Consider the following 22,755-nt stretch of genomic DNA (forward strand, 5'->3'; position numbering starts at 1 on the left):
ATGAGTAAAGTCATTCTACAAGGGCATATTCTTGTGCCTGACACCGACCTAGAAGCGGTCACACAAGCGTTGGTTGTTCATAAAGAACTTACGCTGTCAGAACCCGGCTGTATCGTGTTTCGAGTCAGTCAAAGCACACTTCAGCCTAATCGCTTTGAAGTTTACGAGGAATTCACGAATCGTGATGCGTTCGAAGCCCACCAGCAACGCGTCAAAGCTTCTGAATGGGGTAAGATCTCAAAGAACGTGACACGTCATTATCAAGTCACCGACGTGACCACACCATAATGACAGAGCCCTTAGCCGATCGTATCATCACATTGATCAAACAAGATTCCTTGCGAATGCAGGTATTAGAATGTGTCTCTGAACTGGATTTACCACAATGCTTTGTCGCCGCTGGCTTTGTGAGGAATCGAGTCTGGGATCACCTACATGCCTTCGACTCACCTACACCACTCAATGACATTGATGTGATCTACTTTGATCGCGGTGATACCTCTTACGAATCGGCTATTCGATACGAAGCCCAGCTTCAAGAGAGGTTACCTGAGCTCAACTGGCAAGTTCGTAATCAAGCCAACATGCACATCAGAAACAATGACATGCCTTACCAAAGCTCATTAGATGCAATGAGTTATTGGCCTGAAAAAGAGACGGCGATCGCCGTAAAACTAAACCTCAATGGAGACATTGAATATATCTCGGCTTTTGGTTTAGAGAGTTTGTTTGATTTGAAGATCACGCCGAACCCCAATCGCAGCAGAGACGTGTTTGACCAACGAGTTCAATCTAAAAACTGGCTAACTCACTGGCCCAAGTTAACGATTGGAAACGCGAATGACCAAAATTAGCTATCGACCAAAGTCAGTCATTGGCACCAGTTAACTGCCCGTCGAATTCAAAGCTAAAACCATTGACTCAAAGTCCAATCAGATCGAATATGCTCCACCTGTTAGCTTAATTAGCTTAGTAGCTCATCAAACGCGCACGGCCACTAACTGCTGCGCCCCTCGTAATACAGAGTAACAACCATGAACCAACAATACATGTTGCAAGCTCTTGAAGCTTCGCGCCAAGCCCTACCTGATTGCCAACCAAACCCGCCAGTAGGCTGTGTTTTGGTGAAAAACGATAAGGTGGTGTCTGTTGGGTACACGCAAAAAGTCGGTGGGAATCATGCCGAGGTCGAAGCACTGAATAGATATGACGACGAAACGGATGGAACAATGGAAGGCGTTACCGCTTACGTAACTTTAGAGCCCTGCTCTTTTGTTGGCAGAACACCCGCTTGCGCCAATACATTGGTCAAAGCAGGTGTAAAACACGTCGTCGTTGCCATGCTAGACCCAGATCCGCGCAATAATGGTCGTGGTGTAGCGATACTCGAATCGCACGGCGTGAAAGTGGATATAGGGCTATGCCAAGCGCAAGTGAGCGCCTTTTTAACCCCTTATCTTGGTAAGTCTTAACTCTAAAACAGCCAGTGCTAACTCAGTTTCACTCGGTAAAGCGGGTTGACTGGCTTATCAACAAAATACGACCAAATATGATCGTAGACGGCATGCTGGTTAGGGAACGGCGCGAGCGCTTTCGCTTCCTCTAAATCGCACCAGCGGTACTCTGTGTGTTCGTCATTCAGTTCAATTGCTTGGTTGGGTGGGCATACAACTGCAAATACTGGGATTAGCTCAATCACATTCGCGTGCGCCTCATAAAACTGCTCCAGAAACTGTGCGTTATACAAGTCTTGTACTTGAATCTGTGTCTCTTCTTCAAACTCACGAACAATAGCCTGCCACCCTGTTTCACCAGCTTCAATCGAGCCTGCAACATGGCACCAAAACTCGCCTTTCACACGCTTCATTAATAGCATTTTCGTTTGTCCGTCGATCTCTGAAATTGCGACACCAGATACAATCGAAGTATTGAGTGGAATCATAACGTTACCTTAGGTTGAACAAGAGGGCGGCAAGGCTACCACCCTTCGTTTGTGAAGTTGTCTTCTATGATTAAAAACGAGAGGCCACTCATCAATTTATAGCTATCAAGCGCAACTGCTGAGGTTTTGTGCCAAAGAATAAACCTTATATATCCAAGAACAAGGCTTGTATGTTCAAGAACAGCCTTGGTACCCAGTCATTGAGCGATTCTTATTTGAGGCGCATTTCGATAAAGAGTAGAATCGCCGCCTTGTACTGTGTTTAAGCTCTCAAAGCATACACCATAGACACACAGCCATTTATCACCATGAAGTAAGACGACAATATGCACTCATCAAAACCAACGCACGACTCAGAAAACAGCCACACACCTGAGCATTGCTTCACTCGTTTTCAACAGCCGATCGAGTCATATTCGTTGCCTGAGCGTTTCACCTTCCCGTTCTATTATGAACCGCACCCACTGTGTGAGATTGCCTCACACCAGCTTCAACAATACCTAGAAACACAAACCGATTGGCAACATGACTTCGGACTCGATTCTGATACTGGTCGCGGCAAGATGTTTGGCGTGTTATTGGTGAGAAGCCCAGAAGGTGAACTGGGGTACTTCTCTGCTTTCTCTGGGAAAATCGCCGACCAAAACCTGCTGCCCCACTTTGTGCCACCAGTATTCGATATGTTGAGCAGCGGCAGCTTTTTCCATCAAGATACGGCTGACATGATGGCTGTGAATGCGAAATTTAAAGCGCTGCAAGTGAACGCTGAATATCTCGAATTGTGTGAGCAGTTAGCACAACAGAAAGCACAGGCAGAAAAAGAAATCGAAGCGCAACGCTTGTTGATTATTGAAGGCCGAAAAACACGTAAAGAGCAACGTGAGCAGGGCAAAGAAAACCTTGATGAGCAAGCTTTCGAACAGCTAAATAATGATCTAAACAAAGCCAGTGTTGCCGACAAGAATCAGCAGAAATATCTTAAGCTCAACTGGGAACAAACTCTGAATGAGCTTCAAGGCAAAGTTGACGTGTTTACGACTCAATTAGCTGAGCTCAAAGAGCAAAGAGCACACATTTCTCATCAACTTCAACATAAGCTGTTTTCACAATACGCTTTCCAAAATGCGGAAGGCAATGTCGAAGACCTTAACCAGATCTTTGAAAATACGCCAAACAAGATTCCACCAGCAGGTTCTGGCGAATGTGCAGCCCCAAAACTTCTACAATATGCGTATCTGAATGGCTATGAACCACTGGCACTGGCTGAATTTTGGTGGGGCCGTTCACCGAAGTCTGAAATTCGCAAACATAAGAAATACTACGCTTCTTGCCAAAGCAAATGTGTACCGATTTTAGGCCACATGATGAAAGGTCTAGAAGTCGATCCAAACCCATTGCTAGAAAACCCTGCAGAAGGCAAAGACCTCGATATCTTGTTCCAAGACGATCACATCGTTGTGGTACACAAGCCAGCCGGTTTTCTATCCGTACCAGGCAAAACCATCAAAGATTCGGCCTATACTCGCGTTCAAGAAATGCATCCTGATGTTGAAGGCCCATTTGTGATTCACCGTTTGGACATGGCGACCTCTGGCATTCTGATATTCGCGCTTACACGACGTGCGAACAAAAGCTTGCAGAAGCAGTTCATTACTCGTGAAGTCGAAAAGCGATACGTCGCAATGATTGAAGGCGTTCTAACGGAAGATGAAGGTTATGTTCGCTTGCCATTACGTGGCGATTTGTACGATCGTCCTCGCCAGATTGTCTGCTTCGAACACGGCAAGCCAGCTGAAACCAAGTGGGAAGTGATTGAGCGAAATCAAGAAACAACCAAGGTTTATCTGCACCCGAAAACTGGTCGTACGCACCAATTACGCGTTCACTGTTCACACGAAGAAGGGCTTAACATGCCAATCGTTGGTGACGGCTTGTATGGCAACAAAGCAGACCGTCTTCACCTGCACGCTGAAAGGCTTGCGCTGCATCACCCAGTCACCAAAGAGTGGATGGAGTTCCAGTTTAACGCTGAATTCTAAGGGTTCTCGTTAATACTAAGCTTTAATTGAGGGAGCCATGCTGTTTGTGTCTCCCCTTTTCACTCCCCATCATTCTCAATCCCTTCTTTCCCCTACCTCTTTCGGATATATCTCCACGCTTATTGCACTACATCAAGGTTCACTTTGTTGTGAAGAGTAGGATGCCCCTCTTCTTCTTTCCTTGAGGCCTTTGATATGTCATCAGCTGCTTTGAATGTACAATCCAACACACAAACCCCTTCAATGATCGCGCCTCAAGCACTATGCTTGAAACCACTTCCCAACAAGAAGCCAGACTTAAACTCGGCGATGTTGAATCTCATCGAAGAAGTGAAAAACGAACTCCCTCTTTACGAGTCAGAGACGTTTATCTGTGGCCCAAAAGGTAACTGCTCTGGCTGCTCAAAGAAATTGCTAGAGATGGTCGACAGTGAGTTGATGTACTGGGAACACAGTATTTCAATCGGCCAAGGACCAAACTTCGAAGAACTGCGTCGTTTTGGTAAACTGTGCAGCAGCGTAAGACGCGGTTTAGAACGCAACGGCTTGGTAGAAAAGCGCCCAAGAAAGAGGTAACGAGTAACTCTCATACCTACTTTTACTTCATGTAAAAGCTCGATTTGACCGCTTTTTGTTTTATCCGAACGAATTATTGGTACTGCTGACCATTGATTAAACCTGTCGGATAAAACAAGAAACCGCATCTGAAACACGTACTTATCTAACCTATCCATCTCCCCCTTAAATTCATACCAAATTCGATATAAACCCTATTCAATCAATAATATAGAACCAAAAACCAAGAATCGTTAACCTCTTGTCATCCACTAATTCAGCCACAACGTAGCCACTTCGGTCTACTCAATGTGGTGTATGACGATAGGTCTACTATGAAAAAAAACGCGTACCTTTTATTCACCATTCCTCTGATATATTCCATCAATGTCCTCGCCGATGACAACAACGCCGTTGAAGATATGTCGGACCCGTTGGCGGTATTTACCCAAGTGGGCGGAGGGATCACCGACAAAGGTCTTAACCTAAAAATTGGCCAAACCTACGATACCGGTAAGGACAACCAAGCCGGTATGAACGTGTTCGAGGTTAAAGGTATTGGAGGTGAAGCTTTTGGCTGGGCGGACAACGACCAACACCCAGTCAACGACTCTATTGACTCTGTTCGCTATCGTAATTTCTCGGTGAACACGACCAATGGTCGCGCTAATCAAATTGATCTTAATTACGATTTTAATAGCGAATCAGGTACAGCTTCCTACAGTTTCATTCAAGCTTTACCGAAATTGGGGCGACTCAATCTATACCCACTGGCTGGTGTCGGTACAGCATTTAGTAATAGCTTTGACGAAAATGGCGATGCTGTCGGTGGTTATGGTTTCCCAGGCACATTTGCGGTAGTGGGTACTTACACCAAATTTGAAGTCACCGATAATATTTGGATCAACTACAACCCAATGTGGATGACAACATTGTCAGGTTCTGACGAGTTTACTCAATATGGAATGGAAAATTCAGACAGTGTATTCACTCACGAACTCGCTATTTCTTATCAATTTACATCCCGCTTTAATGTTCGTTACTACGCAAACTGGACTGAAAACACCGACTTTTCTGATGGTGACCAGCGTATAGAGTTCAACTACCAACTCTAATTCTTTGCGACACAAACAGGTTTTCGTTAATTCAAAATAACACCGTAAATGCTAGTACATGATTCATTCGTTTGCCTTAATTAATATCAATTTTGATATTAATTAAATCCACTAAATATCATTTATAGCAAAAAATAGAACATGTACTCTTCCAAAATCACAACAACGAGAGTCAAGAGAATGAAAAAATCTTTTATCGTATTTGCTTTAACCAACGCTCTATTAATTGCGCCTGCCATGGCAAACAGTCCATCAGACACAATACGTGTAGTCCAAGCAAACGCCGCTATCCAACAACACGACAAACAAAAACTTGAGCAACTTGCTTATGAATACGCGTATAGCATTGATGAAGCATACAAATACTTTTACGAAACAGTCGTCGAAGCAGATTACCCACTGAACCGATTCCAGAATATTCGAGTTCTGGCTGATGATACTTATACCTCTCATCCAACCATCAATAATGACACCTTGCATCTAATGGGTTGGATGGATTTAGCCGCTGAACCAGTGATCATTACAATCCCTGATCATGACGAGAATCGTTACTGGTTGTTCCATACTATGAACATGCAGCATTTTACTGACTCTGCGTTCGGCTCTCCACAAAGAGGAACGAAAGGCGGCACTTTCATGTATGCCGTTGAAGGTTGGCAAGGTGATGTGCCCGCGAGTGTTGATCAAGTGATATACGTAGAGCATCCTTTGGTGAAAATGATGGGCCGAATTATGGATTTAGGTGGCGATGATTCCGCGAAAGCCCAAGCGCTAATGGACCACTGGACCATTCGTACTCTCTCTGAGTTCTTAGGACAAAAAGGCCCAAAACAGATAGAGCGTAACTACCCTAACCCAGAAACTACCAACTGGGTTGAACGAACAAATTTCGTTCTAGCGGAAGGCACCATGCGTGATCACGACGCAAAACTATTGAGCGACTTCGCTAAGCTCAAACTAGGCGCTCCAGTTGGCACTACCTTTACTGACCAAGAACAAAACATGATTGAGCTTGCACGACAACAAGGACTTGATCACATTAGTAACGCAGGTTTCGATGACTCTCGCGACATTCTGGGTACTCGTGAAGAAATGACTGCAGTGCCAAGCTTCCAGCACGCCTTTGGTACTTACATGGGTCAATGGGGGCTACCTGCTGAACATACAATGTATGGTGCCGACTATGTCGACAGCCAAGGGGATCCTCTTGATGGTAGCAAATACGATTACACGGTGACTTTTGAAGCACCTGACATCGAAAAAGGCGGATTTTGGTCATACACAGCTTACAGTGCTGAGACGCGGTTCATGGAAAAAAATGACATGAACCGCCACTCTCGCGGCGACCGTACTCTCACTCCCAATGCTGATGGCACGTATACCATTTTCATGAGCTCAAATACGGAAGGCCAAGCAGATAACGAAAACTTCTTACCGATTCCAGACCACGGATGGTACGCGGTACTTCGAATGTATACTCCGGGCAATAAAGTAAAAAATGATGAGTGGAAAGCAACACCATTCACTCGAATAAAAAAATAATTTACCACTGACCTAATTTACAATTAATTCATCGCCACCATAGAGAGGGTACTTTTCTATGGTGGCTTAGCATTTGACTCATGAAACTTACCATTTCGTATTGTGTTAGTCTGAATGCACTTTTAAGCACAAATATACCTAATTTTTGATGGGATTTATGTATGGCAAAAATTGACTTGAACTTACTCTTTACGCTGCAAACTTTATTGAAAGTAAAAAGCACAACATTAGCAGCTAAAGAACTCAATACTAGTCAGTCTGCTATCAGTCGTTCATTACTCAAACTACGAGAGTTGGTAGGAGATGAAATACTCGTACGTAATGGTCAAAAATTGGAACTAACGGTTCGAGGTGAAGAATTGGCGCATGAAGTTCCGCATCTGATGTCTCAAACCAACTCACTATTTGCACCCAAAGAATTTATTCCAGCGACTTGTAAAGAGAAGCTCACTGTCGCGATGAATGCCTCCATTGCTGAATGGCTCGTACCACCTTTCATCCAGCTTCTTTCACAGCAAGCACCTAAGGTTGAATTAACAATCGAAGATTGGGAAAGTTCGACGCCTGACTCGCTCGACAAGAAGGAAACAAGAATTGGAGTCAATTACTTCCCTATTGAGTTACCAAAAAGCTTCATTCAACGTAAGGTAGGAAAAGACGACTTTGTTCTTGTTTGCCGTACCGACCACCCTCTCAGTCAACTTGATTACATAACCTTTGAGGATATAAAGTCTCAATCTTTCGCCTTTCATATCATGAAAGACTGGAACGATGATGCGCCCAAAGCGGAACGTGTGTTCAAACAAAATGGCCTAGAAATGAATGTACACCTACGGTGTCGCCATATCAGCATCATCCTCAAAACAATCCTGGAATCAGATATGGTGTTCTTCTGCTCTTCTTTGGCTGCCAAGCAGTTTGACGAGCGATTTGTTGCAGTCCCTTTAGATAAAAACTTAGACACACCCACTGGTGATATAGGTTTATTTTATTCTAACCAATACACTTCAGACCCGATTACTAAATGGCTAGAGAGCTTGTTACGAAAAGCCATCAAAGCTGAGAGTGCATAAATCACGACTATCACAACTAGCTGATTGAATTCATTAGCTATAAGAGCGATAATGTTTTGTAATACAATTGAGCAGTCAGACAATATCCCAGAAGCTTTCGCCACCTTCTTTAGCGAATCTATCCTTCATGTCTGACGTGCCTACGCCTTCTGAAACACAACATCACATCCATTAGAAATCTTTTCTTGGATAACGGGGAGAGACCTTGAAGAAACCACAACCAGTACTGGGTAAGACCGGTATGCTATTTTTCCTCGTCATCATCAGTGCGTTTCCTCCATTGACCATCGACCTGTATTTGCCAGCACTTCCGCAAATGGTTGAGGTGTTCAATACCGATCAATCCATGGTTAACCTAACCCTAAGCAGCTACTTCGTGACTTATGCTGTAGGCCTGTTGTTCTGGGGACCGCTGAGTGAAAAATTTGGCCGTAAGCCTATCCTATTGATTGGCTTAGCAAGCTATATGGTCGCGAGCGTGATATGCGCAATGACCAACAGCATCGAACAATTGATTGGCGCTCGCGTCTTCCAAGCGTTTGCAGGCAGTGCCATTACGGTTATCGCCACCGCCATTGTGAAAGATCTTTATGAGGGTCGAGAACGTGAAAAGATCATGGCGACTATCATGTCACTGGTGATCATCGCGCCAATGGTCGCGCCTGTATTTGGTGCCTTCCTACTGAAAATCGCATCGTGGAGAATGATGTTCGTCACTCTCGCGATTTTTGGTGCGTTCGCCTCAGTATTAGCGTTCTGCTATCGAGAGACGCTAGAAACCAAGTACCAAGGTTCTATGTTCCGTTCATGGGGAAGAATGGGCGTGGTCATGAAAAACCGCTCGTTCGTCAAGCTACTGGTTATTTTCTCTATCACACCAATGGCGCTGATGGGCTTTCTGGCTGCCGGATCTTACATCTACATCAATGACTTCGGACTCACCGAACAACAGTTCAGCTACGCGTTCGCATTCAACGCATTGTGCGCCTCATTCGGGCCAACCATTTACATGAAATTGTCCTATCGCATGCCAGTTCAAAAGGTCATCACCGGATGTTTTGCTCTACTGGCGACTGCCGGAATCTTCACGCTGACTGTCGGTGGCTTGTCACCTTGGTTCTTTGCTTTCATCGCAGCCCCTGCCACTTTAATGGCCATCATCATGCGAGTACCCGGCACCAACTTGATGCTGAACCAACAAGACCACGACACTGGCTCTGCAGTTGCTCTTATTCAATTCTTTAGCATGATCTGTGGCTCGCTAGGCATGGTCTTAGTTTCAATTCGCCCAGACTCGTTAATTGAAAACCTTGGCTTAATCCAATTATCGGTCGGCACCCTAGGCGGCTTGATGTGGCTAATGGTCAGAAACAAAGAGTATGTGACGACGAAACTGAATTAAGGTTGTTCAAAATAGTTAATCTTGTACTTAAACACGATTTAGGGCGTCCTCGATCGTGTTTGAGGTCTCGTGATACCTAGCCTTAGCGCATATTAACTCCAATCACCTCAATTGGAGTTAACACCATGAATTGGACATATTTACTGTTCATACCCCTACTTCTTCTTTGCAATTCTGCCGTCGCGTTCGATGTCGGATTCACTCAAGTCACCTTAACTGACGACCCTAATCGCCCGCTAAATACTGCCATTTGGTATCCCACACAAGATGTTTCCGACACAACCTTGATTGGCGATAACCCCGCCTTCATCGGTACACAAGTCATAAAGGATGGGGAGGTTCAATCAGGTACTTTTCCTGTGGTGCTTTTATCGCATGGCTATCGAGGAAATTGGCGAAACCAAAACTGGTTGGCGACCAAACTTGCGAGTCGTGGCTACATCGTAGCAGCCGCTGATCATCCGGGAACCACTTCTTTCGACCAATCCCCCAAGCAAGCAGCGAAATGGTGGGAAAGACCACGAGATGTGTCACGCATGCTGGATTACTTGTTATCCGAAACCTCGTGGAAGCAGTCTGCTAACGCCGACAATATTACCGCTATCGGGCATTCATTAGGTGGTTGGACGGTGATGCACTTGGCGGGAGCGAAAATGGATAGACAAACCTTTGAGGCTAATTGTCTGATATACCCTAACCCACGAACTTGTGGGCTTGCCGAAGAGTTAGGACTATCCAAAGTCCAAGCTAAAAAACCAAACAATAAAGATCTTTCAGATCCAAGAATTCAACGTGTGGTCAGCCTTGATTTAGGGCTTGCTCGTAGCTTTTCAGTCGGCAGCTTAAATGGCATTACAGTGCCAACATTAATACTGGCTGCTGGGATCGATATAGGAGATCTTCCTCAGGCATTAGAGTCTGGTTATATTGCCGAGCACATGCCACTGAACTCAAGACGGTACAAGGTCTATGAAAACGCCACGCATTTCAGCTTCATTCAAGGCTGTAAACCCGATGCTATACCAATGCTTGAAGAAGAAGTGCCAGGCGATGGTATTATTTGCAAAGACGGCTTAGGGGCTTCACGCAGTGAACTACATCAATTGATGTTGAATGACACTGTTGGCTTTCTGAATCAATAAACAGAACAACAACCAAACTCAATCTGACATTTGTGGTGAACTTCGAAACTCACTCGGAGTTTGCCCAGTGATTCTCGAAAACTCACGATTGAAATTAGACTTGGTCTGAAAGCCTGAACTTAGGAAAATCTCAGTTATCGCTTCATCAGTTTGCTTAAGGAGAGTCTTAGCGTGGTCAACCCGGTAAGTGTTAATCACCTTCGAAATGTTCTGGTGGTGAGTTTGATTGACCGCTGACGATATTTTTCGAGCTGGAATGCCTAACTTTCTCGCTAGCCTATTGAGAGACAAGTCAGGATCCTTGAATACTTGATGCTCCCTCATTAATGCATCGAACTTAGCAATGATATGCGTGGTTTCTTCATCTACACCTTCATCCAAGCTAGTCACTAGCGCTGTTAGAGACTTATCAACTTCTCCTGAAGACCGGTGTGACATTGGAAGTTGAACGTACGCTTGTTTATGTTCTATCGAAGAAGGCGTACTAATACTGACAACAATCACAGCGGACACAATGGCTGGAATAAGAACCAGATAGCCAATCGATAGGATTAAGTTGGTGTGTTGCGCATCTAGCAACAAAATATCGTAAGAGAGTACACCATCGACCAAAGCGGAAAACAGTAGCATTCCCCCTGCAACACGCTCTGCAATCAAGACTTTCGATACATCAGTTAGCCTTACTTGTTCCGGCATAGTGAACGACGACTTCAACAGCAAACTGCCATAGCAGAGGTATAGCGAAATCAGTAATACATCAATGGTTCCAACCCAGAGATACTGATACAAGAATGAACTAACCAGAACAACAACAGGGCCTATCCAATGCAAATGTGTATTTGGTTTACTTCGATGAGCCCCCGCAAAGCAGAGCCAAGCCGCCACTGGAACACTGGCTCCGAGAATGGGTTGTAAGAAGCGAAACAACGCAACATCTACCGTCCATCGCAACCCCACCACCGTAACCATTAACGCGCAGAGAACGATAAACCAGAATGGCTTTTGACTGCTTTGTGGGTAACGATATCTAAGTAGCGCGCCAGTGATGAATAACAGCAACGCAGCGACAAATGGTAAGGGAATGGCGAGCATTAAAAGTCCATGTTAATAACTGAGTACATAGCCACGATAGATATCGATGACAACTTGAACTCATGGTAATCCATTCACCATATGTAATAAAGGCTCCCATTAAGGAGCCTTCTTATCACAATCAGTAATCACTCAGTTTATTCAGTTGCTACTAAGCGTTAGCCACTTGACGAGCTGGATGTTTGATAAATACAGCAACCACAGCCACGATAGCCAGTGCAAAACAGTAGTACGAGTTAGAGACAATCTCTAGCGGCGATAGGTTGAATACCGAACCTAATAGCAACACCTGCGCACCGTAAGGCAACACACCTTGAATCACACAAGAGAAGATATCCAACAAGCTTGCTGAGCGACGCGGAGACACGTTGTTCTCTTCCGCCAGTTGGCGAGCCACACTTCCAGACACAATGATCGCTACGGTGTTGTTTGCGGTACACATGTTAACCATAGACACCAAACCAGCAATACCTAGCTCACTCGCACGACCATTCGCTTGCTTAGAGTGTGAAGAACCAAACGCACGAATCACACCACTTACAAGGTTAGTCAGGAACGCAAGTCCGCCTTGGCGACGCATCAGCTCACTCAAACCGCCAATCAGCATCGATAGTAGGAAGATTTCCTGCATGTTACCGAAGCCTGCATAGATATCTTGAGCGTAATCCGTCAAACCATAGTTCTCAACAGAGCCTAGGCTCACACCACCCGCCAGCAGGATACCGATTGTTAGCACAACGAACACATTCATGCCCGATACTGCAAGAATCAGAATAGTGATGTACGGCAGTACTTTCAGCCACTCGATTGGGCCCGTTTCAGGTACTTGAGTTGCGGTGCTGTTGAAAGCAAAGATAACAATCGCAATCAATGCAGCAGGAAGTGCAATACGGATGTTCTCTTTAAACTTATCTCTCATCTCACAGCCTTGCGAACGTGTCGCAGCAATCGTGGTATCAGAGATGATAGAAAGGTTGTCACCAAACATCGCGCCACTTAAAACAACACCAGCTGTTAGTGGGATGCTCATGCCTGCTGAATCTGCAATGCCTAATGCAACTGGCGCTACCGCGGCAATAGTACCCATCGAGGTACCCATTGCAGTCGCAATGAAAGCAGAAATTAGGAAGATACCCGGTAGAATCATGCTTGTCGGAATCGCAGATAGACCAAGATTTACCGTCGCGTCAACGCCACCAGACGCTTTAGCCACGGCCGCAAAAGCCCCCGCCAATAGGTAGATCATACACATTGCGATAATGTCTTTGTGACCAACTCCACCCAAGAATTGTTCGATAGCACGGTTCAATTTATCTTTGCTTAGCAACAACGCCAACATCACAGCAGGCAAAGCTGCAATTGGAGCTGGAAGCTGATAGAAAGCAAAATCGACACCTTGCAGTGACAAGTACGTACCTACGCCAATAAACAGCGCTAGGAACACGATCAGAGGGATAAGCGCCACTGCCGAAGGGGCAATTACCGCATTAGAATTTTTCGAATTGGACATGGAACGACAACACTATAGAACAGGAAGGTGAGCAGACTAATGTCACACTTAAGGCTTGTCAACGTCTAGACGTCTAAACGCCCAATTTAATGCAAAGTAATAAGCACACCATTGAACATCACATAATAGAAAAGGCTACTTACTCACCAGTAAATAGCCTTTTGAGAACAGATTGCTTCTCGAGAACCGATAGCGTTTATGCAGAAGCTAGCCTTTGCTTGCTCAGTGCTGTTGCTAATTTAGCTCTTTTGCTTGCTTAGTTTTTTTGTTGGAACGTCACTTGGTATTCACCAATGCCTTCGTAGTGGAAGGTCGTTGGCTTATCGAAGCCCATCTCTACGATACCGCAGTAAGAACCCGTGATGATTGCTTCGCCCGCTTGGAAATCAACGCCACGACGAGTCATGTAGTTGATCAGCCAGTAGATTGGGCTTGGTGGTAATGTATTTGGGTGCTTACCTGCGAACGCTTGAACTTGTTCGCCTTGAGTCACTTCGATATTGATCTCAGCAGAAGTGAACGCTTTTTCACGATCAATCTCTGGACCAATGAACAAACCTTGGTTTACTAGGCCGTCAGCAAGCTTTTCGTAGAACTCAGCGCCGCTGTCATCAGCAAAACGAGACTGCATTAGTTCAAGTGCCATGTGGCAAGAGCCGATAGCATCGTTGATTTGCTCTTCGCTGTAGCCTTCTTGGTTTGCAGGCAGGCTCTTAGCAAGCGTGAATGCAATTTCAGGCTCAACACGCACTACGTCGTTGTCAGCAAACAGTTCGCAAACTTCACCTTGTTGAACACTACCCGAAAAGATAGGTGCAACAACAAACTTGTCTTCAGCCAGAGGAAGTAAACACTTCCAACCACCGACTTTATCGCTCTTGAGATCGATCATTGATGATTGGATCTTTAGCGCATCTTCCAAGTTGTTCGGACGGTACTGTTCGTTCAATCTTGGTGCTTTCGTTCCCGCGACACGGCGACTTAGCAGTTCTTCAGCCGCTTGCTTAAATACATTTGTCATATAATACCACCTTTAGTTTTATGACCAGTATAATATCGGATTTATTGAAGCTTGAATAGACAATTCAACAACGATGGAACACCGAAAATTCAGCCCTCAATTTTCGCATATTCTAGACGCAAACAACTGAAACTATTTTGATTTAAAGACAAAAAAGCCAGTAAGTTCGTTACTGGCTTTTCGATGTATTACTGATGATTGGGCTTTACTGCCCTTTCAACGTCTTCTTCAAATTCTGCATGAAGTTTCTGAAGTGAGGCATGAAATCAACAAACAGAGGATGTTTTCTATCTTGCATCATCAATGGGCCTAGCAAGCGAATGCTCACCCCTAGTCGTGCTGCAGATTGCTCGTCTAAGCCGCTGTCTTGTTTGATCTTCTCAACAATCGCGAACATATTTTCTCTGTCTTCAATTTCAAACTGCATGGTTTGCAGTTCACGATCTTCTTTGATGTTCACTTCTTCGATAGTGATACGGTAGTTATTGTGTTTGCCTGTGAATCCTTTCATGTGGATCTCCTAAAATGCTTAAAAAGTGTTTTGGTTAGCTCTTCATGAATCGTTCGAGCTTAGGTTTAACCGTCATCGACATCACGACCATGATCGCAAGGCCAATGGGAAGTGCGGCAATAAATCCATTAAACCATCCACTGGTAAACGCCGATGTATCCGAAAATCCAATGTTATTTGCCGCTGTTACAAATGCCATGATGGACTCCATGATAAAAGCCATAATCAATCCCACGATTAGGTTGCGAGCTTTCTCGCCATAATTGGGCAATACCTTGGCGACCAACTTAGTTACTAAAGTCATCATCACCATGCCAATTGGCATCATAATCACGACAACTAGAGCTAACGAAGAGAGCCAGTTACCGATGAATGCCTCACCGAATCCGACATTCATGTAGGTCATCACGGCCGTTAAGCTGCCGCCAATGGTTAGCATTAAGCTCATCATGACCAAAATTTTGTATGAAACGGGTGTGCCTTTTTGCTCAGGAAGAGTTGGCGTTAGTGTTGCTTGAATCGTCATATCTATTTCCTGTCTTGAATTTACGAACAATTAAGTTGATAATGTCAACTATAAATATAGTGGTTGATATTGTCAACTACTTTTCTGAGGATCGTTTATGTCTGATAACACATCGCTAGAATCCATCTTTCGCTTAGTGCACTCTTTGAAACGTCAAATGAGCGAGCAGATTGAGAGCTTGGATTCTGAGATCTCCCCCATGAACATTCGTGTCATGAAGATCATTACCAAGAAGTCTCCGTGTACGGCTATCGATATCGCGCACTTCTTAAATCGCGATAAAGCGCAGGTCACGAGATTAGTTAACGCCTTGATCAATCAAGAGCTTGTGAAGAAGTCTCCAAACCCAGAAGACAAGCGCAGCCAGTTATTGGTTCTGACCGATAAGGGTGAAGAGATCATGAGCAAAGTCTCGAATATTGATCGAGAGATGCTGCAGAGAATGACCAAAGGCATGGCCGAAGATGAACTAGAACAGTTCCGAAAGGTCGCCAACAAAATGGCTAAGAATCTGGAAGATTGCGCTAAGTAGAAGAAGCCCTTTCAAACAAGCCATTCGTTTCAAAAAGCAAAAACGCCACCGAATCCTACGATCGGTGGCGTTTTGTGTATGAGCTGGTTTGATTCAGATTAGTAGTATGGCTGCGTCAGATTAGATGCCCGTTCGAATTAGATAGCAGCTCTAATTCGATGCCAGTTTCCACCAGGCTTGAACAGGTACTGGTTCTGAAATGACGAGTCTCTCACCCATCACAGGGCTCACCATTTGTACATCTCGCTTTTCACTTATCGCCAAAGCTTGTTCCATTGGGTCTTGCCAATCATGCATAGAAAGATCAAAGGTACTGTTGTGGATTGGCATCATCACCTTACCTTGAAGGTCGATGTGCGCTTGAACGCTTTGCTCTGGGAACATATGGATATCAGCCCAAAGTGAGTTGTACGCGCCTGTCTCTACCATAGTTAAATCAAACGGCCCGAAACGCTCACCAATCTCTTTAAAGCCATTGAAGTAACCAGAGTCGCCACTAAAGAAGACTTTCTTGTCTGAAGCGTTAATCACCCAGCTACCCCATAGGGTTTGGTCACGGTCAAGCAAGCCACGACCAGAGAAGTGCTGTGTCGGCGTCAAAGTGAACTCGATATCTGAGGCTGTTGCCGATTCCCACCAGTTCAATTCAATGATCTTTTCTTTATCCACGCCCCACTTTTCTAATAGTGCACCAACTCTAAGTGGCACCAAGAATGTCCCCACTTTGTCGGCTAATACTTTAACCGCCCCCTTATCTAAATGGTCATAATGGTCATGACTAATCACCACTACATCAATATCAGGTAATTCTTGCAGTGAGATTGGTGTTGGGTGGAAGCGCTTTGGCCCCATCCATTGCACTGGTGATGCACGGTCACTGAACACAGGGTCAGTCATCACTAGCTTACCATCCAGCTTCATCATCACACTTGAGTGACCTAAGCGGTACGCAACGTCTTCTGTCTCTTCGATCAATTGCTCGGCTGTCATCGGCATTAAAGGCAGCGCAGCACGTGGCACTGGCTCATTTCTTTCCACGGTTACATACGCTTTCAAGATTGAAAAAATATCAGACATACCCGATTTGTACTCTAACTCACTGTTAGCAAACTTCTTTGGAAGCTTATCTAGATTGTCATTTGATTGTGAACCTGTGCTTACGATAGCGACCACGGCAAGTACTCCTAAAATCGGTAATAGATATTTTTTCATTGGTATCTCTTTAATCATTGGGATAAACCCAACACAAAAACTACACTGGATAGTTTACATATCAAAATAAAAAAGTAAACCAATGAGTGTAACTTTAAATTTGTGAGACGTGAGCGTATAGAACTCAGCTTCGAAAATACAAATAGGAAAGGTCTTCCACATTTGTACAAATATCACTCAACTCTCACTTCTACAATTCGTTTATTGACCAAGGAGTCAGGTTTTATTTAACATTACGTTTACAAATAAACATTGGACGTTTTTAGAAGGGACTCTAAATTGCAATTTACTATACGAACTAAGGCAATATTGGCGACGATCATCGCAGCTCTCGCCATTATCAGCGTGATGGGGATTTACTCATTTCAATCGAGCCGAGCCATTTTAATTGATAGAACCTTTGAAAGAGAGCTGCCTGCTTCGCTTGGCGAGGTGAGTAATGAAATCAACCTGAAGTTAGAAACTCCTATTCTCGCATCAAAGATGATGACGCTCTCTCCTCTAATGAAGCAGGCCTCACTCTCAGAGAAAAGCCTTCGTGCCTATCTTGAGTCGGTCAAAAACGAATTCAATGCCATCAGTGCCTATTACGTATCAAACGAAGCAAGTACTTACTACACACACAATGGCGTTCTGAAGACTATCTCAGCCAACGAACAAAGTGACCAATGGTTCTACCGTTTTATCCAGTCAGACAAAGCGTTTGAGCTCTCTTTAGATATTGATGCCGGTACTGGAATCCCAGCGCTATTTGTCAACTATGTGGTGACTCGAAACAGCGAACGTATCGGTGTGACTGGCATCGGTTTGACCTTGGAAAGTATTACCCAGTTGATCAGCAACTACAGCGTGGGTAAAAGCGGTATTGTTTTTCTGGTCGATAAACAAGGGATCATCAAGGTTCACCCAGACAAAAACCTAATTGGTCAGTCACTGGACTCTGTCGGGATTGAAAGTAGCCTGCTACTCGGTAGTCAGCAAACCATTGTTCATGAGGGTGCTGTTGACGGGCAGCCTCAAATTCTAGGCTCCAAAGCGATGCCGGGGATTGGTTGGACTCTGATAACTCAGATCCCTAAGCAAGAAGTATTAAGTGAATTAAACGGGTTCAGTCAAACCATCATCTTTATGGCCCTACTCATTGCTGCCATCTATACGCCGATCGCAGCATGGGCGACTAATAAGCTATTACTGCCGTTTGTAGAAGTGGCCGAACGACTGCAACAGATAGGAAAAGGTGGTGGTGACCTCACCTTTCGCTTAGATGATTCTCGACATGACGAAATTGGACAAATCGCGAAAGGCTACAATCAATTCGTGCAATATCTAAGTGACTTACTCAAAGATGTCTCAAACACAGGAATCCAAATCTCTGAATCTATCCAAGGTGTCGATCATATGGCGCAGTCGATGGAGCAAGACATCAAACAGCAAACCAGCCAGATAGAGCAAGTTGCAACAGCCATTCATGAAATGGGTGCCAGTTCTGACGAAATCGCTCAAAATGCCAATGGTGCCGCCGACAGTGCACAACATGCAGCGAGTGCGATTAGCATTGGTCAAAAGTCCGTTTCTGTCACTTCAGAAAGCATCGAGCATATGAACAAGCAGCTTGATGACACAACGGAAATTATCAATCAACTCGCTCAAGATGCGAACTCCATCGATACCGTGTTAGATGTCATCAACAGTGTTTCTGAGCAAACCAATTTATTAGCTCTTAATGCGGCGATAGAGGCCGCTCGAGCAGGCGAACAAGGCAGAGGTTTTGCGGTGGTAGCAGATGAAGTAAGAACCCTCGCCTCGCGGAGCCAAGCGTCGACCGAAGAGATTCGAGGTATTATTGAAAAGCTTCAGCAACGCACTCAACAAGCCGTGACAGCCATCGAGACCAGCACCACTCTTGGCAGTAATTGTCAGATCGAAGCCTCAAACTCAGAGCAACAACTTTCAAGTATTTCTAATAGTGTCGACGAGATGAATGCCATGAACATGCAGATCGCCTCTGCGACAGGGCAACAATCCAATGTCATCAACGAGATCTCACCGCACATCTCTGGAATTTCTGAAATAGCCAGAGAGAGCGATAGCATGATTGAGAAAACGGCTCAGGAGTGCCAACATTTACGCGCCAAAGCGATGCATTTGACGAGTTTGGTTTCTCAATTCAAATACTAGCTTCAATGGAACACGAAATACGCTGACCACTCCCATTCAAGGCTAGTCAGCAGACCATACATTCTTGAAGTCGGGCCATCCCCAGTTGGTGATGGCGACGTTTTTCAAGATGCCTTGGAAACGCACGGTTTGTAGGTGGTGAAACATCGGGACTAACCAATAATCAGAGATCAATGTCGATGCAATAGGCTCTAACTCGGCTAGGTAATTGGGTAGTTCAACCGACGCTTTGTGATGGTCTAAACGCTGCTTGAGCCAGTCGCTGTTCATGTCTCCTAGTGCAGAGTGCAAAACAGGATCGTTCATCAACCACGAGAACAGTGAAGATGGCGCATTGTCGTCTAGGTTTAAGTTACACAACACCAAGTCTTCTTTTAAATCGCTACTCTGCGAGAGCTGCGCCAGTTCGCGAAAGCTATAGGTATTCACCTCCACTTCCACTCCGTATCGTTTGAGGATATCTGATACACAGATGGCACAACGATAGAGCGCGTAATAATTGTAAACGGCAATGCTCATCTTCTTGGGCAGTTGCGTCTCTTTCGAAGGGGTTCGATACAGTTTCTGCCAACTTGGCAGTATGTTCTGAGCCAAAGACACACTGAACAAACCTTGATTTTGTTCCAATTGAGACAAGATAGCTTGTGGGTTAGCAAGCCCAGATACGTACTTACGTTGTTCGTCGCTTAACGGGTTCGCCGCTGAGTTTTGATTGAACAGGATAAACAAACAGCCATCTTCCACTCGGCTACGAAGACCATCGGTTTCCGCAGAAACGAGTTCTACGTCACTTTTCCCTAACTGGTGAAAACAAGACGAGTCTTCATAAGGTGACACCTGCATTTGACTGTCGTCGAAGCGAGCACTGCCCGTCATAGACTCTTCGAACTGCCAAATGGTCACTTCATCCGTTAAAGAGCGACACCCATAATAGTGCTCAAATGCGGCAAGCTTGATGCGCTCATTATTGGTTTCGACCACTTTGAATGGGCCTGTGCCCACCACCGCATGAGACACCGAGCTTAATGGTGACGGCTCACGGGTCACTTGCGCTGCGGGTTGAATAGAATACTTAACGCCAGCCAACAAGCCCGCGAAGCCAGTGTCTGCTTTGGTGAGTTGGAAGCTGATTCTTAAAGGCTGCTCGCTGTAAACCGAAGCAACATGAGCTAACTCTGTTTGATAGAAAGGTAAGGTTTGCAAGGCTGAAAAAAGCGAGACTAACTGTTTAGCATCAACGGGCTGTCCATCGTGGAAGGTTAGTCCTGGGCGTAAATAGAAAGTCCAAACTAACTTCTCAGCATCATATTCCCAATGGTGCGCTAACTCAGGCTTCAACTCGCCTTTGCCATTACAAGTGACGAGGCAACTGAATACTTGCCTGATCAAAAATCGTTCACTACTGCGGTGAATATGGTGTGGGAACAGGTCTTCAAACTTACGTTTATAGGTTAATTGTACGTGCAGCAGCCCTTCACGCATTGTCGCGCCCGAGGTTTCTTGAAGGAGAGAACCAAAGATTGCGCGGTCATTGTCTAGAATCGAGAGGGCTTTTTCGTATTTGCCCTGCTCTATCAATTTGCCAGCAACATGTTGCGTCAGCTCTTGGTTGCTAAAGCGTAAGGTCAGGTTAGATCGTTGATTCCTGCCAACTTTTGGCTCCCACACTACCCACTCAGTTTGATGCATCTTGCCGAGCAAGGTTCGAGCGTGACGCAAACTGGTAAACAGCTTGTCTGCGACCTCCGTTAAGGTCACCGAATGTGAGAGGTTAGGCTCGAACGAATCCAGCCTTGTGTAGTAACGCATCATGTTTAGATCAGACAAATAATGAACCTTTTTAGAAACAACCCTTCCTGATTAAGCCCATTATAAAACACATCGACTAAAAAGTAGCGCTAAAAGACGAAAACAGGAACAACTTAGTAAAAACCCATCTGTTTATTACTTCCTATTAAATAACCATAATTAATGGGTCAGCAGGGAACGTTAAGTTCCCACCAAAGCCTAATACAAGAGAACTAATCATCATGAGAAAATACTATCTTAATAAGTTAAAAAGCACCTGTAGCAAGCTCGAAAGAGAAGCACTACGAACACTTATAGAGCTATGTAACTGGCGTTATTAGTACACTTTTTAGCACCGAGTTAACGCGAGTTGAGCACAACCTAATATGCTCCTACCCCCAATATGAGTTAGGTCTCAACTCGCTTTTCCATTCCAAATCCCCTCTCAAGCCTGCTGTACCAATAGCTCACACATTCGATAAATTTCTGTTGTCGACTCGACAAATTTAATTCGTTTTCTTAGTTAAACGAAAAGCCTTAAGGTTCGCCCCGAAGCAAGCAAGGAGCCTAAGAAAAAACTGAAAGCTCAGCTAACAACTAATTTATTTGCAGTTACCAATCAGGTATTAACTAAGGAAACGCCATGCGTATCGCAATTCTTTCTCGTAACGAAAATCTATACTCTACCGCTCGTCTAAAGCAGGCTGGAGAAGCACGTGGTCATCAGGTCGATGTTATCGACACGCTGCACTGTGATATAGATATCGCGAGTAACAATCCGAAGATTCGCTACATGGGTGAAGAGCTACCTCAATACGATGCTGTTATTCCACGTATTGGCGCTTCCATTACCTTTTACGGAACTGCGGTTGTTCGCCAATTCGAGATGATGGGCACTTTTTGTATCAATGAGTCAGTAGCAATCAGTCGTTCTCGCGACAAACTGCGCTCACTACAACTGTTGTCTCGTAAAGGTATTGGCTTACCAAAAACAGGTTTCGCTAGCCGCCCAGACAAGATTCAAGACTTGATCAAAAATGTAGGTGGCGCGCCACTGGTTATCAAGCTTCTTGAAGGCACTCAAGGTATCGGCGTTGTACTAGCAGAAACAAACAAAGCAGCAGAAAGCGTTATCGAAGCGTTCATGGGCCTAAAAGCGAACATCTTGGTTCAAGAGTTCATTGAAGAAGCAAATGGCGCAGACATCCGTTGTTTTGTTGTTGGCAATAAAGTAATTGCAGCGATGAAGCGTCAAGCTGGTGAGGGTGAATTCCGCTCTAACCTGCACCGTGGCGGTACAGCTCAACTGGTTAAACTATCTAAAGAAGAGCGCGCTACAGCGATCAACGCGGCGAAAATCATGGGGCTAAACCTATGTGGTGTAGATATTCTACAATCTAAGAATGGCCCAGTGGTAATGGAAGTGAACTCTTCTCCAGGCCTAGAAGGTATCGAGAAAGCGACAGGTAAAGATGTAGCAGACATGATTTTCGAATTCATCGAGAAAAATGCAAAACCAAACGCTAACCGTACTCGTGGCAAAGGCTGATTAAACGCCGTTAACTCATGATTGGA

The 22,755-nt window shown here is 44.8% G+C and carries 21 protein-coding genes; 13 read left to right on the plus strand and 8 right to left on the minus strand.

Annotated elements, in window-relative coordinates; all coding sequences use genetic code 11:
• From OCV12_RS24375 to OCV12_RS24385, 3 genes are all read left to right on the plus strand, one after another.
• Positions 1 to 288: a putative quinol monooxygenase gene (locus OCV12_RS24375; protein WP_261886467.1), complete on the plus strand. Its 288-nt coding sequence runs from the start codon at positions 1 to 3 to the stop codon at positions 286 to 288.
• Positions 288 to 854: a nucleotidyltransferase family protein gene (locus OCV12_RS24380; protein WP_261886468.1), complete on the plus strand. Its 567-nt coding sequence runs from the start codon at positions 288 to 290 to the stop codon at positions 852 to 854. The genes OCV12_RS24375 and OCV12_RS24380 overlap by 1 nt, the downstream gene beginning before the upstream one ends.
• Before the next feature lie 180 nt (positions 855 to 1,034).
• Positions 1,035 to 1,472: a bifunctional diaminohydroxyphosphoribosylaminopyrimidine deaminase/5-amino-6-(5-phosphoribosylamino)uracil reductase RibD gene (locus tag OCV12_RS24385; RefSeq protein WP_261886469.1), complete on the plus strand. Its 438-nt coding sequence runs from the start codon at positions 1,035 to 1,037 to the stop codon at positions 1,470 to 1,472.
• A gap of 17 nt (positions 1,473 to 1,489) precedes the next feature.
• Here the strand turns inward: OCV12_RS24385 and OCV12_RS24390 are convergent, their stop codons facing one another.
• Complete coding sequence (locus OCV12_RS24390) at positions 1,490 to 1,942, minus strand: NUDIX hydrolase (protein WP_261886470.1); 453 nt, start codon at positions 1,940 to 1,942, stop codon at positions 1,490 to 1,492.
• Positions 1,943 to 2,268: 326 nt separating this feature from the next.
• Between OCV12_RS24390 and OCV12_RS24395 the strand changes: the two genes are divergently transcribed.
• From OCV12_RS24395 to OCV12_RS24425, 7 genes are all read left to right on the plus strand, one after another.
• Complete coding sequence (locus tag OCV12_RS24395; protein WP_261886471.1) at positions 2,269 to 3,981, plus strand: RluA family pseudouridine synthase; 1,713 nt, start codon at positions 2,269 to 2,271, stop codon at positions 3,979 to 3,981.
• 195 nt (positions 3,982 to 4,176) lie between these two features.
• Positions 4,177 to 4,557 carry a hypothetical protein gene (locus tag OCV12_RS24400; protein WP_176680011.1) on the plus strand — a complete coding sequence of 127 codons (381 nt, stop codon included), beginning with the start codon at positions 4,177 to 4,179 and terminating at the stop codon, positions 4,555 to 4,557.
• A gap of 314 nt (positions 4,558 to 4,871) precedes the next feature.
• A complete protein-coding gene (locus OCV12_RS24405) occupies positions 4,872 to 5,651 on the plus strand; it encodes a hypothetical protein (protein WP_261886472.1) in 780 nt (259 codons plus the stop codon).
• Between the two features lie 180 nt (positions 5,652 to 5,831).
• Positions 5,832 to 7,193, plus strand: a complete 1,362-nt coding sequence (locus OCV12_RS24410) for a DUF1254 domain-containing protein (RefSeq protein WP_261886473.1) — start codon at positions 5,832 to 5,834, stop codon at positions 7,191 to 7,193.
• 161 nt (positions 7,194 to 7,354) lie between these two features.
• Entirely contained in the window at positions 7,355 to 8,266 is a 912-nt protein-coding gene (locus tag OCV12_RS24415; protein ID WP_261886474.1) for a LysR family transcriptional regulator, read from the plus strand.
• A gap of 205 nt (positions 8,267 to 8,471) precedes the next feature.
• Positions 8,472 to 9,668: a multidrug effflux MFS transporter gene (locus tag OCV12_RS24420; RefSeq protein ID WP_449361574.1), complete on the plus strand. Its 1,197-nt coding sequence runs from the start codon at positions 8,472 to 8,474 to the stop codon at positions 9,666 to 9,668.
• Positions 9,669 to 9,793: 125 nt separating this feature from the next.
• Complete coding sequence (locus OCV12_RS24425; protein WP_261886475.1) at positions 9,794 to 10,810, plus strand: alpha/beta hydrolase family protein; 1,017 nt, start codon at positions 9,794 to 9,796, stop codon at positions 10,808 to 10,810.
• An 18-nt stretch (positions 10,811 to 10,828) separates the two neighbouring features.
• Here OCV12_RS24425 and OCV12_RS24430 read toward each other — a convergent pair whose 3' ends face one another.
• The 5 genes from OCV12_RS24430 to OCV12_RS24450 form a co-directional block, all read right to left on the minus strand.
• Positions 10,829 to 11,902: a helix-turn-helix domain-containing protein gene (locus OCV12_RS24430; RefSeq protein ID WP_261886476.1), complete on the minus strand. Its 1,074-nt coding sequence runs from the start codon at positions 11,900 to 11,902 to the stop codon at positions 10,829 to 10,831.
• 151 nt (positions 11,903 to 12,053) lie between these two features.
• Positions 12,054 to 13,412, minus strand: a complete 1,359-nt coding sequence (locus OCV12_RS24435) for a Na+/H+ antiporter NhaC family protein (protein WP_261886477.1) — start codon at positions 13,410 to 13,412, stop codon at positions 12,054 to 12,056.
• Positions 13,413 to 13,668: 256 nt separating this feature from the next.
• Positions 13,669 to 14,433, minus strand: coding sequence for a hydratase (locus tag OCV12_RS24440; protein ID WP_123306084.1), 765 nt, complete (start codon positions 14,431 to 14,433; stop codon positions 13,669 to 13,671).
• A 205-nt stretch (positions 14,434 to 14,638) separates the two neighbouring features.
• Positions 14,639 to 14,944 carry a DUF3861 domain-containing protein gene (locus OCV12_RS24445; RefSeq protein WP_261886478.1) on the minus strand — a complete coding sequence of 102 codons (306 nt, stop codon included), beginning with the start codon at positions 14,942 to 14,944 and terminating at the stop codon, positions 14,639 to 14,641.
• A 34-nt stretch (positions 14,945 to 14,978) separates the two neighbouring features.
• Positions 14,979 to 15,470: a DUF2798 domain-containing protein gene (locus tag OCV12_RS24450; RefSeq protein WP_261886479.1), complete on the minus strand. Its 492-nt coding sequence runs from the start codon at positions 15,468 to 15,470 to the stop codon at positions 14,979 to 14,981.
• A gap of 97 nt (positions 15,471 to 15,567) precedes the next feature.
• Here OCV12_RS24450 and OCV12_RS24455 point away from each other — a divergent pair, with 97 nt between their 5' ends.
• Positions 15,568 to 16,002 carry a MarR family winged helix-turn-helix transcriptional regulator gene (locus OCV12_RS24455; RefSeq protein ID WP_261886480.1) on the plus strand — a complete coding sequence of 145 codons (435 nt, stop codon included), beginning with the start codon at positions 15,568 to 15,570 and terminating at the stop codon, positions 16,000 to 16,002.
• Positions 16,003 to 16,152: 150 nt separating this feature from the next.
• Here the strand turns inward: OCV12_RS24455 and OCV12_RS24460 are convergent, their stop codons facing one another.
• Entirely contained in the window at positions 16,153 to 17,214 is a 1,062-nt protein-coding gene (locus OCV12_RS24460; RefSeq protein ID WP_261886481.1) for an MBL fold metallo-hydrolase, read from the minus strand.
• 279 nt (positions 17,215 to 17,493) lie between these two features.
• Here OCV12_RS24460 and OCV12_RS24465 point away from each other — a divergent pair, with 279 nt between their 5' ends.
• Positions 17,494 to 19,392 (plus strand): methyl-accepting chemotaxis protein, encoded by a 1,899-nt coding sequence (locus tag OCV12_RS24465; RefSeq protein ID WP_261886482.1) that lies wholly within the window; start codon positions 17,494 to 17,496, stop codon positions 19,390 to 19,392.
• A gap of 42 nt (positions 19,393 to 19,434) precedes the next feature.
• Here OCV12_RS24465 and OCV12_RS24470 read toward each other — a convergent pair whose 3' ends face one another.
• Entirely contained in the window at positions 19,435 to 21,219 is a 1,785-nt protein-coding gene (locus tag OCV12_RS24470; protein WP_261886483.1) for an SgrR family transcriptional regulator, read from the minus strand.
• A 604-nt stretch (positions 21,220 to 21,823) separates the two neighbouring features.
• Here OCV12_RS24470 and rimK point away from each other — a divergent pair.
• Positions 21,824 to 22,729 carry a 30S ribosomal protein S6--L-glutamate ligase gene (rimK, locus tag OCV12_RS24475; protein WP_176680022.1) on the plus strand — a complete coding sequence of 302 codons (906 nt, stop codon included), beginning with the start codon at positions 21,824 to 21,826 and terminating at the stop codon, positions 22,727 to 22,729.
• The last annotated feature ends 26 nt before the right edge of the window (positions 22,730 to 22,755 follow it).

Source organism: Vibrio pomeroyi, from assembly GCF_024347595.1.
GTDB classification, from domain to species: Bacteria; Pseudomonadota; Gammaproteobacteria; order Enterobacterales; family Vibrionaceae; genus Vibrio; species Vibrio pomeroyi.

Excerpts from the sequence above, each read along its gene's own strand:
- OCV12_RS24460 (WP_261886481.1), bottom strand. The coding sequence starts at position 17,214 with ATGAAAAAATATCTATTACCGATTTTAGGAGTACTTGCCGTGGTCGCT.
- OCV12_RS24400 (WP_176680011.1), top strand. The coding sequence starts at position 4,177 with ATGTCATCAGCTGCTTTGAATGTACAATCCAACACACAAACCCCTTCA.
- OCV12_RS24380 (WP_261886468.1), top strand. The coding sequence starts at position 288 with ATGACAGAGCCCTTAGCCGATCGTATCATCACATTGATCAAACAAGAT.
- OCV12_RS24430 (WP_261886476.1), bottom strand. The coding sequence starts at position 11,902 with ATGCTCGCCATTCCCTTACCATTTGTCGCTGCGTTGCTGTTATTCATC.
- rimK (WP_176680022.1), top strand. The coding sequence starts at position 21,824 with ATGCGTATCGCAATTCTTTCTCGTAACGAAAATCTATACTCTACCGCT.
- OCV12_RS24435 (WP_261886477.1), bottom strand. The coding sequence starts at position 13,412 with ATGTCCAATTCGAAAAATTCTAATGCGGTAATTGCCCCTTCGGCAGTG.
- OCV12_RS24395 (WP_261886471.1), top strand. The coding sequence starts at position 2,269 with ATGCACTCATCAAAACCAACGCACGACTCAGAAAACAGCCACACACCT.
- OCV12_RS24385 (WP_261886469.1), top strand. The coding sequence starts at position 1,035 with ATGAACCAACAATACATGTTGCAAGCTCTTGAAGCTTCGCGCCAAGCC.
- OCV12_RS24375 (WP_261886467.1), top strand. The coding sequence starts at position 1 with ATGAGTAAAGTCATTCTACAAGGGCATATTCTTGTGCCTGACACCGAC.
- OCV12_RS24440 (WP_123306084.1), bottom strand. The coding sequence starts at position 14,433 with ATGACAAATGTATTTAAGCAAGCGGCTGAAGAACTGCTAAGTCGCCGT.
- OCV12_RS24415 (WP_261886474.1), top strand. The coding sequence starts at position 7,355 with ATGGCAAAAATTGACTTGAACTTACTCTTTACGCTGCAAACTTTATTG.
- OCV12_RS24390 (WP_261886470.1), bottom strand. The coding sequence starts at position 1,942 with ATGATTCCACTCAATACTTCGATTGTATCTGGTGTCGCAATTTCAGAG.
- OCV12_RS24445 (WP_261886478.1), bottom strand. The coding sequence starts at position 14,944 with ATGAAAGGATTCACAGGCAAACACAATAACTACCGTATCACTATCGAA.
- OCV12_RS24410 (WP_261886473.1), top strand. The coding sequence starts at position 5,832 with ATGAAAAAATCTTTTATCGTATTTGCTTTAACCAACGCTCTATTAATT.
- OCV12_RS24405 (WP_261886472.1), top strand. The coding sequence starts at position 4,872 with ATGAAAAAAAACGCGTACCTTTTATTCACCATTCCTCTGATATATTCC.
- OCV12_RS24450 (WP_261886479.1), bottom strand. The coding sequence starts at position 15,470 with ATGACGATTCAAGCAACACTAACGCCAACTCTTCCTGAGCAAAAAGGC.
- OCV12_RS24455 (WP_261886480.1), top strand. The coding sequence starts at position 15,568 with ATGTCTGATAACACATCGCTAGAATCCATCTTTCGCTTAGTGCACTCT.
- OCV12_RS24425 (WP_261886475.1), top strand. The coding sequence starts at position 9,794 with ATGAATTGGACATATTTACTGTTCATACCCCTACTTCTTCTTTGCAAT.